Annotated in this window: 14 protein-coding genes and 3 pseudogenes; 11 read left to right on the forward strand and 6 right to left on the reverse strand. The window is 40.7% G+C overall.

Features of this window, described 5'->3' with window-relative positions; genetic code table 11:
- Positions 1-68 precede the first annotated feature (68 nt).
- Both HCZ11_RS12385 and HCZ11_RS12390 read left to right on the forward strand, forming a co-directional pair.
- Entirely contained in the window at positions 69-2,051 is a 1,983-nt protein-coding gene (locus HCZ11_RS12385) for an LTA synthase family protein (RefSeq protein ID WP_167658546.1), read from the forward strand.
- Positions 2,052-2,058: 7 nt separating this feature from the next.
- A complete protein-coding gene (locus HCZ11_RS12390; RefSeq protein WP_130050687.1) occupies positions 2,059-2,463 on the forward strand; it encodes a diacylglycerol kinase in 405 nt (134 codons plus the stop codon).
- Positions 2,464-2,523: 60 nt separating this feature from the next.
- Here the strand turns inward: HCZ11_RS12390 and metK are convergent, their stop codons facing one another.
- Positions 2,524-3,675, reverse strand: coding sequence for a methionine adenosyltransferase (gene metK, locus HCZ11_RS12395; protein WP_130050688.1), 1,152 nt, complete (start codon positions 3,673-3,675; stop codon positions 2,524-2,526).
- A gap of 266 nt (positions 3,676-3,941) precedes the next feature.
- Between metK and tkt the strand changes: the two genes are divergently transcribed.
- Positions 3,942-5,933, forward strand: a complete 1,992-nt coding sequence (gene tkt, locus HCZ11_RS12400) for a transketolase (RefSeq protein WP_130050689.1) — start codon at positions 3,942-3,944, stop codon at positions 5,931-5,933.
- Between the two features lie 230 nt (positions 5,934-6,163).
- Here the strand turns inward: tkt and HCZ11_RS12405 are convergent.
- Positions 6,164-6,436: pseudogene (locus tag HCZ11_RS12405) on the reverse strand (type II toxin-antitoxin system RelE/ParE family toxin); the annotation flags it as partial.
- Between the two features lie 23 nt (positions 6,437-6,459).
- Positions 6,460-6,684, reverse strand: a complete 225-nt coding sequence (locus HCZ11_RS12410) for a type II toxin-antitoxin system ParD family antitoxin (protein ID WP_368484050.1) — start codon at positions 6,682-6,684, stop codon at positions 6,460-6,462.
- Positions 6,685-6,966: 282 nt separating this feature from the next.
- Here HCZ11_RS12410 and HCZ11_RS12415 point away from each other — a divergent pair, with 282 nt between their 5' ends.
- The 3 genes from HCZ11_RS12415 (at position 6,967) to HCZ11_RS12425 (ending at position 9,530) form a co-directional block, all read left to right on the forward strand.
- Entirely contained in the window at positions 6,967-7,278 is a 312-nt protein-coding gene (locus HCZ11_RS12415; protein ID WP_130050691.1) for a pyrimidine/purine nucleoside phosphorylase, read from the forward strand.
- A gap of 182 nt (positions 7,279-7,460) precedes the next feature.
- Positions 7,461-7,817, forward strand: coding sequence for a ribosome-associated translation inhibitor RaiA (gene raiA, locus HCZ11_RS12420; RefSeq protein ID WP_130050692.1), 357 nt, complete (start codon positions 7,461-7,463; stop codon positions 7,815-7,817).
- 465 nt (positions 7,818-8,282) lie between these two features.
- Positions 8,283-9,530 (forward strand): NRAMP family divalent metal transporter, encoded by a 1,248-nt coding sequence (locus HCZ11_RS12425; RefSeq protein WP_167658548.1) that lies wholly within the window; start codon positions 8,283-8,285, stop codon positions 9,528-9,530.
- 36 nt (positions 9,531-9,566) lie between these two features.
- On the opposite strand, the gene HCZ11_RS12430 is transcribed toward HCZ11_RS12425, so the two are convergent.
- Together HCZ11_RS12430 and HCZ11_RS12435 are read right to left on the reverse strand one after the other, a co-directional pair.
- Positions 9,567-10,754, reverse strand: coding sequence for a VWA domain-containing protein (locus HCZ11_RS12430; protein WP_167658549.1), 1,188 nt, complete (start codon positions 10,752-10,754; stop codon positions 9,567-9,569).
- A gap of 1 nt (position 10,755) precedes the next feature.
- Positions 10,756-11,103: pseudogene (locus tag HCZ11_RS12435) on the reverse strand (ATP-binding protein); the annotation flags it as partial.
- 276 nt (positions 11,104-11,379) lie between these two features.
- Between HCZ11_RS12435 and HCZ11_RS19665 the strand changes: the two are divergent.
- The 5 genes and pseudogenes from HCZ11_RS19665 to HCZ11_RS19555 all read left to right on the forward strand — a co-directional run.
- Positions 11,380-11,759 (forward strand): annotated as a pseudogene (locus tag HCZ11_RS19665) (ATP-binding protein); the annotation flags it as partial.
- Between the two features lie 455 nt (positions 11,760-12,214).
- Positions 12,215-12,415 (forward strand): transposase domain-containing protein, encoded by a 201-nt coding sequence (locus HCZ11_RS19785; protein ID WP_368484051.1) that lies wholly within the window; start codon positions 12,215-12,217, stop codon positions 12,413-12,415.
- A gap of 48 nt (positions 12,416-12,463) precedes the next feature.
- Entirely contained in the window at positions 12,464-12,652 is a 189-nt protein-coding gene (locus HCZ11_RS19545) for a hypothetical protein (RefSeq protein WP_217702833.1), read from the forward strand.
- A gap of 339 nt (positions 12,653-12,991) precedes the next feature.
- Positions 12,992-13,195 (forward strand): transposase, encoded by a 204-nt coding sequence (locus tag HCZ11_RS19790; RefSeq protein ID WP_217702834.1) that lies wholly within the window; start codon positions 12,992-12,994, stop codon positions 13,193-13,195.
- 53 nt (positions 13,196-13,248) lie between these two features.
- Positions 13,249-13,533, forward strand: coding sequence for a hypothetical protein (locus tag HCZ11_RS19555; RefSeq protein WP_217702835.1), 285 nt, complete (start codon positions 13,249-13,251; stop codon positions 13,531-13,533).
- 63 nt (positions 13,534-13,596) lie between these two features.
- Here the strand turns inward: HCZ11_RS19555 and HCZ11_RS12445 are convergent, their stop codons facing one another.
- Positions 13,597-14,541: a hypothetical protein gene (locus tag HCZ11_RS12445; protein ID WP_167658550.1), complete on the reverse strand. Its 945-nt coding sequence runs from the start codon at positions 14,539-14,541 to the stop codon at positions 13,597-13,599.
- Between the last annotated feature and the right edge of the window lie 13 nt (positions 14,542-14,554).

The raw sequence follows: 14,554 nt of genomic DNA on the forward strand, positions 1-14,554 counted from the left end.
AGATTGATTGAATTCGTTCCTTTTTTAAGTACACTCTGTTTCGTTGTTATTACAGGGATATTGTATTTATGGAACTTAAGCCGTTTGCTACAAGTCGGTGGTATGCCTTTGTTGAGGAAAATACTCGGTTGGCAATGTTATGGCTAGCTGGTGTCACTTTATTTATGGCATTTAGAGTGTTTTTCTTATTCTATTTTTATGACCATCTTAGTAGTCCTTTAACACTCGATACATTTGCAACGACATTAAAAGCAGGCTTTGCCTTTGATTCTGCTGCTGCTGGTGTTTGCTTAGCAATTCCATTTATTTTTAACTGTTTCTTACAACCAATTCGAAAATCGCATTGGGTTGCTAGTGTTCGTCATTACAGTGCTCAGATATATCTTAGTTTAAGCGTGTTACTATGTGTTGTTAGTGTGACCTACATAGCTGAGTATGGTAGTCAGTTTAATTACTTCATGTTTGAAGGGCTGCATGACGATCAGGCCGCAATTCTCAAGACAGTCGCTATGCAATATAAACCATGGGGTAGTGTCATTACATTATGTGTTTTATTGTATTTTTCATTTAACATTTGCAATTGGATTAATCGGCATCAGCTTCATGTACTGAGTAATTTGTTTACGGATTGTAAAGTCAAGCGCACAGTGCTTGTTATAATCATGGTTGTTTTAACAATTTGTGCTGTAAGAGGGTCTTTTGAATCTCGCCCTGCAATGCGCAAATGGTCTGCAGTGACACCAGATCCTTTCGCCAATAACTTAGTCATAAATCCGTTGAGAAGCTTTATATACGCAATCAGAGATTATAATGAACTTCAGAGTCATGGCGCTAACTCCAAGAATCCTTATTTAGCTAATGATCAATCTATTAGCGAACCGCTAATTAATTTAAAGCATACTACAACTGGCGTACTTACTACGCAGCCATCGAGAATATTTCTTATCATAATGGAAAGTTATGATTCGTGGCCATTGCAAGAAAAGTATTTTGGGCTAGGTCTTACAACACAGTTACAAAAACTGGCTGAAAAAGGTTTGTATTTCCCAGATGCATTGCCTGCAGCGAGTAGCACAATGAACTCGCTTTCAAGCATCTTATCCGGCATTCCTTATGCAGGCGTTAATATGAGCAAGATTGGCCCACAAAAACCAGCTAGTCCAATGTCGTTATTCGAGCAATTGGAACAGCAAGGCTATCGCAGCCAGTTTTTTTATGGGGGGTTATTGTCTTGGCAGAATATTGGGACATACGCAAAATCACAAGGTGTTGATAGATTATATTCAGCAGCAGACATGGGAGGTAAAGGTTCAGCAGGTGTGTGGGGTATAGATGATCAACAACTATTCGAACTGGTTGCTAATAAAGCGAAAGAAAATACCTTTAATGTTGTAATGACAACCAGTTATCACGGACCTTTTAATTTAAATTTAAAACAGTATGGCTACCCCTTGGAGTCTATTGATGATTACCCTTCAGCATTACGAGAGTTAAACTCAGAACTTTTGTCGCCCTATACACTTGGCCACCTTTGGTATGCGGACCATATGCTTGGAGAGTTTGTTGATAAGATGGAGTCGCAATACCCTGATGCACTTTTTGTTATTACTGGCGATCATTACAGCCGTCGTTACATTCATGACCAGCCTAATTTATATGAACTCACTCATGTACCCATTGTTTTTTATGGTCAAGCTATACAGCAACTAAAGGCAGAACCGCAGCTGGCCAGCCATATGGATATTGCTCCTACTATTTTGAATTTGGTGGCAAAGCCAAATAGTGCATTCTATAGCGTTGGTAAATCACTATTATCACCAACAACAGACCGGACAATTTTTGGCTTTCAGACAGCTCGCAAAGGACAACAATTATGGCGAGGTGACTTTTCGGGGATTTATGAATATCATTTGATCAACGAAAAGCAGCGATATGATGTGCGTTACAACAAACAAAGCACACCTTTTGCAAAAATAGATAACGCAACATTCAACGCATATAACCAATATATGGGCATAGCGTGGCACTTGTTGCTAAAAGGCGAGCAGTAGGAAAAGCATGAAAGAACCAAAAATTCCCTTGGTTAATAAGCCAAATGGTATTGGTATTGGACGCATTTTTAAAGCAACTAAATGTTCAGTTAAAGGATTTAAAGCGGCATTTAAAGAAGAGTCCGCATTTCGCTCTGAAATCTACCTAGGGGTGTGTTTATTACCTTTATCAGTCGTGCTTGCACAGTCGTTGAATCATTGGTTAGTGCTGTTTATTCCTTACTTATTACTATTAATCGTCGAGTTACTTAACTCGTCAATAGAAGCACTGACTGACCGAGTAGGGATTGAGTATCATGTATTATCAGGGCGTGCTAAAGATATGGCTTCAGCGGCAGTGACATTGGCGTTGCTAATTCTAGCCTTAGTCTGGGGTGTGGCAGTTTACGAAAAAATTATAAGTTATCTTTAAATCAGATAAGCCAGAAATAAAAAAAAAGCGCCGAAGCGCTTTTTTATTTTATCTAACCTATTACAGACCAGCTGCTGCGCGAAGTGCGTCTGCTTTGTCTGTGCGCTCCCAAGGGAACTCTTCACGACCGAAGTGACCGTAAGCCGCAGTCGGTTGATAGATAGGACGCTCAAGATCAAGCATATGGATTAAGCCGTAAGGGCGAAGATCGAAGTGCTCACGTACTAATTCGATTAGACGCGCTTCTTCTAATTTACCTGTACCAAATGTCTCGATACTGATTGATGTTGGCTCTGCAACACCGATAGCGTAAGAAACTTGTAGCTCACATTTATCAGCAAGGCCAGCAGCAACCACGTTTTTAGCAACGTAACGTGCAGCGTATGCAGCGCTGCGGTCAACTTTTGATGGATCTTTACCAGAGAATGCACCACCACCGTGACGAGCCATACCACCGTATGTATCAACGATGATTTTACGACCTGTAAGACCACAGTCACCCATTGGGCCACCGATTACGAAACGGCCAGTTGGGTTGATGAAGAACTTAGTTGCGCTTGAGATAAGCTCAGCAGGAAGAACCGGTTTAATGATAGTTTCCATTACCGCTTCAACTAAGTCGTTTTGTGAGATTGAATCACAGTGTTGAGTTGAAAGAACAACTGCATCAATGCCAACAGGCTTGCCATTTTCGTATGCAAACGTTACTTGAGATTTTGCATCTGGGCGTAACCAGTTAAGCTCACCGCTTTTACGAACTTCAGCTTGACGCTGAACTAGACGGTGTGAATAAGTGATTGGTGCAGGCATTAAAACGTCAGTTTCGTTACATGCATAACCGAACATTAGACCTTGGTCACCAGCACCTTGCTCTTCAGGACGAGCACGGTCAACACCTTGGTTGATGTCTGGAGATTGCTTACCGATAGTGTTTAGGATTGCACAAGAGTCAGCATCGAAACCCATGTCAGAGTGCGTGTAACCGATTTCACGTACTGTTTTACGTGTGATTTCTTCGATATCAACCCAAGCGCTAGTTGTGATTTCACCACCAACCATCACCATACCAGTTTTAACGTAAGTCTCACATGCAACACGGGCATGAGAATCTTGCTCTAAGATAGCATCTAGAACCGCGTCAGAGATTTGGTCCGCGATTTTATCCGGATGACCTTCAGAAACAGATTCAGAAGTAAATAAATGTTTTGCCATTGTATTTCTGCTCACAAATATTGCGCTTCACAAACGTCGGTAATAGCGCTAAAAAATTAAGGGGCGTATTTTATCGAAAACAAATATGTTTGCATAGTAATTTTACGCCTAGACGTCCATTTAAAATTACTAATAACGTATTGTTCTTAATAAACGCCCATAATTGGTGCATTTAATGCGGATTTTTAATTGCACTGTACCCTTACAATAAGTAAGAATGGGGCTTCATAAACAACCAGCGCAAATACATAAAGGTAGGAGAATTCATGCCATCACGCAAAGAACTTGCAAATGCTATTCGCGTCTTATCAATGGACGCAGTACAACAGGCCAAATCTGGCCACCCTGGCGCCCCTATGGGCATGGCAGATATCGCGGAAGTACTATGGCGCGATTATCTAAAGCACAACCCTACGAATCCAGAGTGGGCAGACCGCGATCGATTTATTCTTTCGAATGGTCACGGTTCAATGCTGATCTATTCTCTACTGCACTTAAGTGGCTATGACTTACCACTAGAAGAAATTAAAAACTTCCGTCAAATGCACTCAAAAACACCAGGTCACCCAGAGTATGGTTACGCTCCTGGTATTGAGACTACTACGGGCCCATTAGGTCAAGGGATCACAAATGCAGTGGGCATGGCAATCGCCGAAAAAGCGCTAGCTGCACAGTTTAACCGTGAAGGCCACGATATTGTTGATCACTTCACGTACGCATTCATGGGCGATGGCTGCTTAATGGAAGGTATTTCTCACGAAGCCTGTTCATTGGCGGGTACATTAGGCCTAGGTAAACTAGTTGCGTTTTGGGATGACAATGGCATCTCAATTGATGGTGAAGTAGAAGGTTGGTTCAGCGATGACACACCAGCACGCTTCAAAGCATACGGCTGGCACGTAGTAAGCGATGTAGATGGTCATAACCCAGATGCAATTCGCGCCGCAATCGAAGAAGCTCGCAGCATTACTGATAAGCCATCACTCATTTGTTGTAAAACAGTGATTGGTTACGGTTCACCTAACAAATCAGGTAGCCATGACTGTCACGGTGCACCACTAGGCGAAGACGAAATTAAAGCATCTCGTGAGTTCCTAGGTTGGACTGGCGATGCATTTGAGATCCCTGCTGATATTTACAGCGAGTGGGATGGCAAAGAAAAAGGTAAGCAACTAGAAGCAAGCTGGGACGAAAAATTTGCCGCTTACGCAAGCGCATACCCTGAACTTGCTGCTGAGTTTAAACGCCGTACAAATGGTGAGTTACCAGCTGATTGGGCTGAAAAGTCACAAGCTTACATCGAAGAGTTACAAGCAAACCCAGCAAACCCAGCAACTCGTAAAGCATCACAAAATGCATTAAACGCGTTTGGTCCATTATTACCAGAATTCATGGGTGGCTCTGCTGACCTTGCTGGTTCAAACTTAACACTTTGGGATGGTTCAAAAGGCTTAGAAGCAAACGATGCAAGCGGTAACTATATTTTCTACGGTGTACGTGAATTTGGTATGTCAGCGATCATGAATGGTATTGCACTGCACAAAGGCTTTATTCCTTACGGTGCTACTTTCTTAATGTTCATGGAATACGCTCGTAACGCAGTACGTATGGCGGCATTAATGAAGCAGCCGAGCATCTTCGTATACACGCACGATTCAATTGGTTTAGGTGAAGATGGTCCAACGCACCAACCAGTAGAGCAAATTGCTAGCATGCGTTTAACGCCAAACTTAGTGAACTGGCGCCCATGTGACCAAGTTGAGTCTGCAATTGCGTGGCAACAAGCTATTGAACGTAAAGATGGCCCAACGTCACTGATTTTCACTCGTCAAGGCCTTGAGCAACAAACGCGAACTGCACAGCAGTTAGCTGATGTGAAAAAAGGTGGTTACGTACTTAGCTGTGACGGTGAGCCAGAACTTATCCTTATCGCAACGGGCTCTGAAGTACAGCTTGCACAAGATGCCGCTGCAGAACTTCGTTCACAAGGTAAAAAAGTACGCGTGGTATCTATGCCTTCAACTGATCTATTTGATGAGCAAGACGCTGCATATAAAGAAAGCGTACTACCAGCAAGCGTAACACGCCGCGTAGCAATCGAAGCGGGCATCGCAGACTACTGGTACAAATACGTAGGCCTAAATGGCGCAGTAGTAGGTATGACAACATTCGGTGAGTCAGCACCGGCAGGCGAACTATTCAAGCACTTTGGTTTCACTGTTGAAAACATCGTAAACAAAGCAAACGCTTTGTTCTAAGCTTTAGCCGCTAAAATTTAAAAGCCCGCCCTGTATAACCACAGCGCGGGTTTTTTATTGCGGTTAGCTAGAGCAAAGTGAAACCTAACGGTTTTAGCTCAGCTTTCAGCCGTCAGCTTTAAAAATTCCTCACCGTAGGCGTGAAATTTATTTGGCGGGAAAAGTCATGTTTCTAAGTTAAATACCAGAAGTCAGATTTGAGTTTGCTACTTTCGCCTTTTAAATGAAGGCTATGCGCCAAAAATTGGATTCACATCCATACTTTTGTGGAGAATACGGATAATCTCAATATTTTGACTGCCGATTTGACGATAAAAGATTACGTGGCTTCCTTGTGGAAATTTTCTGTAGCTATCGCGAATTTCGTCACAGTCTTTATCAATTTCAGGGTTTTCGGCTAATAGCCAGAATATGTCATCAAACTGTTTTAGATAAATATTTCGCTGTTTACGACCCCTGCGTCGAGATGTAAACAAGGCTGCATCTTTTAAATCAGATTTTGCCTTGTTAGTTAACTAAAATGGCCTCATTTTATTTCATTTTTATCTAATTCATTGATAAACGAATCAAGGTCATAATCCGCAACTCCACTATTTTCACCTTCAATAAGTAATTGGCGTAAAGTGTTCATTTTCGTTTTTTGGCTTTCAAGTAAACGTAAAGCGGCGCGTATGACTTCACTTACTGAGCCATAGCGGCCGCTTTGGAGTTGATTAGCAATAAAACTGTCAAAATGGTCACCCAAAGTAATGCTAGTGTTTTAGCCATGATATAGCCCTTAATACCAATAGATACCTAAATATGGTATCGGTTTGAGCTTGGATGCAAGGCGCGTTACAAAGCGTTAAAGCCATATTCTTTGAGGTTCCATTATAACGATCCATTCAGATACTCGCGCTAAAGCCTGTCCTACAACAATTGTACGATCTTACAGCTAATCCGGCTTGATTATTTCTCACCCAGCCCTACTTGAATACTAAACCGACAACTGGCAATGTTTATACGTTAATAACAAAACATCTCAGGAGTAAGTATGACTCAGTTTGACAGTGTAAGTGTTGTAAAAAAAGCGAATGTCTATTTTGATGGAAAAGTTTCGAGCCGTGTTGTGCTATTTGCCGATGGCAGCACTAAAACATTGGGCTTTATGCAGCCAGGAGAATTTGAGTTTGGCACAAATCAAAAAGAGCACATGGAGCTGCTAGCGGGAGAGTGGCAAGTATTACTGCCTGGCGAAACACAGTGGCAAACCATGAAGGCGGGAGATTCATTTAATGTAGACGCGAACGTTACCTTCCGTGTCAAGGTAACTGATTTCGCAGATTATTGTTGCTCGTACACTTAATGAGCAGATGTTAACCTCTCTGAACAGCCCGTGTGGTGCGGGCTTTTGCATACTTTATCCGCAACGCATGATCTAAATCATCAGTGGTTACAATCAATTACTAATTATCTGCAATTTTCGCTTGTGTTAATTCAATTCGCCCCCAATACTAACTGTGAGGTAACAATAAAAAAGGATACCCTATGAAGATTAATATTTCTGGTCATCATGTTGACGTTACTGACTCTGTAAGAGAGCACATCAACGAGAAGTTCTCGAAAATTGCAAGCCATTTTCCATCACTAATATCTCTTGATATTATTCTTTCAAAAGAACATCACAAACATCAAGCTGAGATCAGCACAACCTATGAAGGTGCAAGTTTATCAGTAAAAGCTGAGGATGATGTGATGTACCCAGCAATTGCAAGTGCCGCAAAAAAACTAGATGCATCTCTGAAGCATCGTAAAGGGCAAATGAAAGCCAAACTACACGAAAAGCCGGTCAGTACTACACCGGAAATTGCCCACGAAATCATTCAGGAAATGAATCTGAGCTAATTATAATTCGCCAGTCCAAGTGACTAGCCTTAAAACTTAACCTAAAAAAGCCAACCGTTGCGAAACGCTTGGCTTTTTTAGTTTTATTATTCAGCCGTCAGCCGTCAGCCGTCAGCCGTCAGCCGTCAGCCGTCAGCCGTCAGATTGAAGTTCCAAAAATTAGCGAGTTGCTAGGGGAAAGAGTAAAGTTTGCGAGATACGAGACGTAGGAGGCGTTTTAACGCCGAACAAAAATGGAGATATTAGATATCAGTCGTTAGAAGTCAGATTAAAAAAACCAACGAGTAGCGAGTTACTTGACACAAGTGATAGGTAGTCTAGTGTTGCTAACTTGCTAACTTGCTAACTTGCTAACTTGCTAACTTGCTAACTTGCTAACTTGCTAACTTGCTAACTTGCTCTGCTTCCAATCTCACCTAAAACGCTGTAAGTTGCTTGTAACTAAGAATAAAATACACAAAGCGTATGCAATCAGCAGTATCAAATTGGCAATCTAAATTAAATGCTCTAGGGCCGGGTATTTTAATGGCTACAGCCGCCATTGGTGGCTCACATCTAGTAGCCTCAACACAAGCAGGGTCGTTATTCGGCTGGCAGCTATTTTGGCTAATCATTGTAGTAAACGTATTGAAGTACCCATTCTTTCGATTTGGCATGGAGTACACACTCGCGACTAAGCAAAGTTTAGTTGAGGGCTATATGCAAAAAGGGCCTGGGTATTTCTATAGTTTTATTGCGCTTAATATTGTTGCCGCTGTGGTGAACACTGCAGGGGTTTTATTATTAACGGCTAGCCTGCTGCACTACGCATTACCTATTACTATTTCTGTAACCTTATTATGCTGGCTGATTTTGGCTGTATGTTTGCTTATTTTGTTATTGGGGCACTTTAAAGCGCTCGATAATGTTTCTAAGCTAATTATGGGGCTGCTAACGGTTACAACAGTAGCTGCGTTGATAGTAGCGATTAATAATGGCGTTATGAATAATGGAACAGCGGCGTCTGTTGACTATGTGGGCCCGTCGCCTTATGAACTTGCCATGCTTGGCTTTATGGTTGCTTTGATGGGCTGGATGCCTGCACCTATCGAAATATCAGCAATTAGCTCACTGTGGCTAAAAGAAAAGCAGCAGCAACAAGCGGTGACAAAACAACAAGGCTTGTTTGATTTTAATTTGGGTTACTGGCTTACCGCAGCACTGGCGCTCGTGTTTTTCTCACTAGGTGTATTAGTGCAATATGGCCAAGCACAAGCTGTGCAATTAGGTGGCGTGGCCTTTGCTAAGCAGCTAATTGATATGTATGCCCTCACTATGGGCGAGTGGGCAAGGCCGCTGGTTTCGGGTATCGCTTTTTTATGTATGTTTGGTACTACGCTAACAGTGCTTGACGGCTACGCCAGAACATTAAATGAGTCGCATAAACTGCTATCGATTAAACAATCTAAACATAGTTTAAATATGTGGTTATTACTGCAAGCATTTGCTGGCATGGCAGTGATTTTATTTTTTAAATCAGCCCTTGGGCCAATGCTTACTTTTGCAATGACCCTCGCTTTTGTAACGACTCCCGTATTTGCATGGCTGAACTTTAGTTTAGTGCGCTCAGAACCTAGCATTCATCACTCACCCTTATTACGTACCCTAAGCTGGCTGGGTTTGCTTTATTTAGTTGGCTTTGCACTGGTGTTTTTGGTTTGGAAGGTAATGTAAAGGGAGCTATCAGCTTTCAGCCGTCAGCTGACGGCTCTAACTCAACTCCCTAATGGCATTACTAATCCCGTCTAGCGTGAGTGGGTACATGCGGTTGTCCATTAGCTGCTTTATAAAATCAATCGATTGATAATAGCGCCAGTGTTCAACAGGTTGTGGGTTGAGCCAAGCGACTTTATCAAAGTGATTAGTTATGCGATTTAGCCAGGCACTGCCAGGCTCTTCATTCCAATGTTCTACGCTGCCACCGGGGTAGGCTATTTCGTAGGGCCCCATAGTGGCATCGCCAACAAAGATCACCTTGTAGTCGCTGGTGAACTTGTTAATCAAGGTCATGGTATCAATCACATTTGAGTGGCGACGTTCGTTGTCTTGCCAAACATGTTCATATAAACAGTTGTGAAAATAGTAAAACTCAAGGTGTTTAAACTCGCTGTGTGCAGCGCTAAATAACTCTTCACAGGTATGAATGTAATCATCCATTGAACCGCCGATATCAAACAGCATCAATACTTTTACTGCATTGTGGCGCTCTGGAGCCATTTTTACATCTAGCATACCGCCTTGCTTTGCCGTTGCGCGGATAGTTTCGGTTAGATCGAGTGTATCGCTGGCACCAGTGCGGGCAAATTTACGCAGTTTTTTAAGAGCAAGTTTAATGGTGCGAGAACCTATTTCACGGTCGCTATCAAGGTTCCGGTAGCTGCGTTTATCCCATACTTTCACTGCACGGCGATGTCGATTACCGTCTTGACCTATTCGCACACCTTCTGGGTTATAACCATAGGCGCCAAATGGCGAAGTGCCACCAGTACCCACCCACTTATTACCCCCAGCATGGCGCTTTTTTTGCTCTTCAAGGCGTTGCTTGAGGGTTTCCATGAGTTTATCAAGGCCGCCTATGGCTTGTAATTGCGCTTTTTCTTCGTCGCTTAAATACTTTTCAAACTCTTTACGCAGCCAATCATCAGGCAAGGCATGTTGTTGTTTTAAGCTTTCGAGAAGATCAAGGTCAGCGACTCCACTAAAGTAATCAGCAAAGGCTTTATCAAAACGGTCAAAATGGGTTTCATCTTTAACCATGATGGTACGCGCTAAGTAATAAAACGCGTCAACGTCTGCAAAAATAACCCCTTGCTTGAGCGCATTGATCAAATCAAGTAGCTCTCGCAAACTAACTGGTAAGCGGTATTCGCGAAGCTTAAAGAAAAACGCAATTAACATCTTAACGGCGGCTCATAAAAGCAAGTTTTTCGATTAAGCTAATGTCTTGCTCGTTCTTTAATAACGCCCCAAACATCGGCATTAAGCCACCTTTTTGGCTTTTATCATGCAGTGTTTTAGCGTCTATATCTTCAGCCATCAGTAGCTTTAACCAATCAAGCAATTCGCTGGTTGATGGCTTTTTCTTAATGCCGTTTACTTCACGTAGATTAAAGAACACCTCAAGTGCTTGGCGAACTAAATCTTGTTTAACGTGAGGGTGGTGTACATCGATAATCTGTGCCATTTCTTCGCTACTTGGAAAATCAATGTAATGGAAAAAACAACGACGTAAAAAGGCATCTGGCAAGAATTTAAAATTGGGTGGTAGTAAAGACAAAAAGTAAGACTGAAACTGATTAAGTGCAATAAATACGTGGGTTTCAGGTGAATCAAAATGGCTAATATTAGAAAATTTCCATTAAGTCTTATTTTTTAAATTTAAAGTCAAAAAAACTGTTTTTAAGTCTTAACTTTTCAACCCTATATGTTTCTGATTGTATATTTTACATGTTCACAATGCATTTTATTGTATACATAGGAGTGTATAGTCATCAAATCTTGTAGGGGTTACGGTTATTGAAAAATGAAATTTAAAGGGGCTGAAATCTACTTAGCAACTGAAGATCTTCAACTTGTGGTTTATGCTGCAATGACACTAGAGAGACCACTATTAATGAAGGTTAACCGTAAACTGTAAAAAAAACAAGGCTTACAGAGGAGTTAGCTAGTTCATTGGACACAGAGTTGATTCAATGGCATATAAAGCCAGCTACAAAGGCACTACAAGGTCTTTATGAGTATGATGCGGTTTCTCGCCTAAGAGACAGCCAACTTGGCAATTAAAGGTCAATAATTACATTACCTTGTTAAAGGGAAGCATTCGAATCAAATAAACAACCTGGTTTATTAGTTGATGAAATTGATAAAGCCTATATCGATTTCCCAAACGATCTATTGCTTGAATAAGATTTGTTTTTATGTTTACGAATTATAAATGGAAGTCGGATTAAGTGATTAAAAACAGCCAAGATAACTCATAACATTTTCATTGGGTCTAGCTATTCAGAGGTAAACACATAACTCAAACCATTTTATAAAATGGTATTAAAATTTATGCTTTGCGATTTATAGTTGAATATGTGTTAATGTAGGGGTTAACATTTGAATAGGCTCCATCAATCGATCCTTATAATTACAGTTACTATTTGTAGATATTAAATAACAAGAGCCAATTGGCTAATGCTGAGCAGTTAAGAAGTTGATCAGTGGACCGAACAGAATTATCATACACAATCTTGAGTTAGGCAGCTAACTACGGATTTTTTGTTAATATAGAACAAGCACTTCATTCTGCTTTCGAAGAAAGCGCTCATTACCATACGTTTGAAAAATTATCATAGATTTTATCTTCTCACCTTATTGAACCAGGCTTTCAACAAGCAGGAGTAGCCACAGTTAGAGAGCGTAGGTTACCTCTAGAAGCAATGAGTTGGTCTGTTATTGGCATGGCATTATTTCGTAAAAAGTCTGTCAGGAATATTGCGAATAAACTAAATATTATGCTGCCCGATAAAAATCAGTTAGTCGCCCCGAGTGCTATGGTTCAAGCTCATCAGTGATTAGGTGATGAGAGTGTTAAACAAGTTTTTCATAAAGCTGCTGATAATATGCACCATATAGAAGAGTTTGACACGTGGGCTGGGTTAAATTTACTAGCGGTTGATGGCGTTGTTTGGCGTGCGGCCTATTCAGATGAAAATCGTGAAGCATTCTCATCGGCTAGCAATCAATATGGTGATACAGGATTCTCACAAAATCGCATGGTTGGCATATGGAATTTACCAGCCACCAATTGATAGTAGTGAGTATGATAACTATAAGGCGAATGAAATGAAAATCGCTGAATGATTGATTGAGTGTACACCTAACCACTAGTTAACCATGTTTGATAAAGGATACTATTTACTGGGCTTGTTAAATCGATTGCACAATATCAGAGAAGAAAGGCACCGGCATATACCGGCAAGGCCTGACTTACAATATGAAGTAGTTTCTAAGGTTGGTAACAATGACCTGATAATTGAGCTCAAAACCACTAAGCATGCGCAATAGAACTTTTCCGATGTCCTCGAAGTTGTTAATGCAAGACTGGTTAGTAAAGCCATAAAGGGTAAAATTATCGAATATTAACCTCGATGGTTGATAGACTTCGCTTCCCAAGTAGCGAAATAGTTGATTTATACAGCCATCGCTGTGAAATAGAGTTAGGGTATCGAGAAATAAAGCAAACAATGCTAGATAGCACATACTATCTTCGTAGTAAGCGCCCAGATATGGTTAGACAGGAGATGTGGGGGATCCTCCTCGCATACAATTTAATTCGAAGGTTGATAACCTAGCTGCAAAAGTCGAAGGGATATGGCCTAACCAACTCAGTTTCTCAAGCAGCTCGATGGCAGTTACTCAATACTTCACTTCAATATCAATTATGAGTCCCAGTAATATTCCAACTCACTGGGAGCACCTGATAGGTACGCTGAGACTGTTTAAACTGCCACCTAAGAAAAATAACCGATATCCAAGAGCTATAAAGCCTAAACCATCGAAGTACCCACATAAAAAAGAAATGCCAGTCAGCTTAACTGACTGGCATTGGCCAATTGTCCCTTTTCGATTATTGGAAACACCTAGTATCACAGAGTATGTAGAAAACGGGAGTTTTTATGAAACATACTAATTAAAAACCTTTTGTCATATGTTGTAAAATCAATGAATTAAAACTGTTATTTACAATACTACTTCAATTTTGACTGATGAATAATTTTTCACCGGGGTAGTCGATGACAATATTTAAATACTTTAAAGCTGAGCCTCCTAATGCACCATAAACCGTGGTATTCATCATTGGGGATAAAAACTCCGTAAAATTTTGTTCTTTTCTTCGTGTAAACCAAACTGGACCAAATAACTTAGTACCGATCTGTATTTGAGGAACCTCTAACATATCTTCATTTGCTAGCTTATCGCCATTTTTTATATAGCTCCAATCAGGGTTCTCTTGCTTTAGCTTGTCGAAAACTGATGCAGCTAAAAAAGAAGTGGCAACTTTGTTCGAATCATTACTTAAACCTTTCTTAGCATCACTGCTGAGGTAAGCTGTAGCCCCGGTGTCTAATAGCATTGAAATTGTTTGATTTGAAATTTTTATATCTATGCTCGGAAATGCTGTAATATAGTTACCTTTACTATCCTTTAAAAAGCCCAACTTGATCTCTTCATAACCATTAATGTTAACACTCTTTAAGTGTGGGAGCACTGCAATTTCTTTCTTATCATAGCTAATATAAATGATTTTTTCTGCATGCCATCTAGCCCCTAAAAAACCACTATAGTAATTATCGCTACTAATCTCTTCTTTTGGAACTACGAATAACTTCCCTTGCATAAAGTTATTAACACCACCGATAGGTATCCCCCTACCTAATGTGTACCTTGGCATTTCAACCATAAGGTATTCACCATTTGAGTCATTGATAATGCTAGTACTCCATTTGTACTTGTTAACTAAATCCTCAGAAATAGCATTAAAACCACCACCTGTATCAGTAAAAAAAATAATTTCTTCACCTGTTTCTAATTCAGGTGTTAAATAAATTAAATTATCTATAAATCTTGAGGGAAGTATATCTACAGCACAGGCCCCTAAAGAGAAACATAAAAAAAATAGAGCAACCACGTTTTTCATCCTGAACCTCTTA

The sequence above is a fragment of the Pseudoalteromonas sp. HF66 genome (assembly GCF_011806445.1).
Lineage (GTDB): Bacteria > Pseudomonadota > Gammaproteobacteria > Enterobacterales > Alteromonadaceae > Pseudoalteromonas > Pseudoalteromonas apostichopi.

Coding starts and splice junctions, on each gene's coding strand:
- HCZ11_RS12385 (WP_167658546.1), top strand. CDS start 69: ATGGAACTTAAGCCGTTTGCTACAAGTCGGTGGTATGCCTTTGTTGAG.
- HCZ11_RS12390 (WP_130050687.1), top strand. CDS start 2,059: ATGAAAGAACCAAAAATTCCCTTGGTTAATAAGCCAAATGGTATTGGT.
- metK (WP_130050688.1), bottom strand. CDS start 3,675: ATGGCAAAACATTTATTTACTTCTGAATCTGTTTCTGAAGGTCATCCG.
- tkt (WP_130050689.1), top strand. CDS start 3,942: ATGCCATCACGCAAAGAACTTGCAAATGCTATTCGCGTCTTATCAATG.
- HCZ11_RS12415 (WP_130050691.1), top strand. CDS start 6,967: ATGACTCAGTTTGACAGTGTAAGTGTTGTAAAAAAAGCGAATGTCTAT.
- raiA (WP_130050692.1), top strand. CDS start 7,461: ATGAAGATTAATATTTCTGGTCATCATGTTGACGTTACTGACTCTGTA.
- HCZ11_RS12425 (WP_167658548.1), top strand. CDS start 8,283: ATGCAATCAGCAGTATCAAATTGGCAATCTAAATTAAATGCTCTAGGG.
- HCZ11_RS12430 (WP_167658549.1), bottom strand. CDS start 10,754: ATGTTAATTGCGTTTTTCTTTAAGCTTCGCGAATACCGCTTACCAGTT.
- HCZ11_RS19545 (WP_217702833.1), top strand. CDS start 12,464: ATGCACCATATAGAAGAGTTTGACACGTGGGCTGGGTTAAATTTACTA.
- HCZ11_RS19790 (WP_217702834.1), top strand. CDS start 12,992: ATGGTTGATAGACTTCGCTTCCCAAGTAGCGAAATAGTTGATTTATAC.
- HCZ11_RS19555 (WP_217702835.1), top strand. CDS start 13,249: ATGGCAGTTACTCAATACTTCACTTCAATATCAATTATGAGTCCCAGT.
- HCZ11_RS12445 (WP_167658550.1), bottom strand. CDS start 14,541: ATGAAAAACGTGGTTGCTCTATTTTTTTTATGTTTCTCTTTAGGGGCC.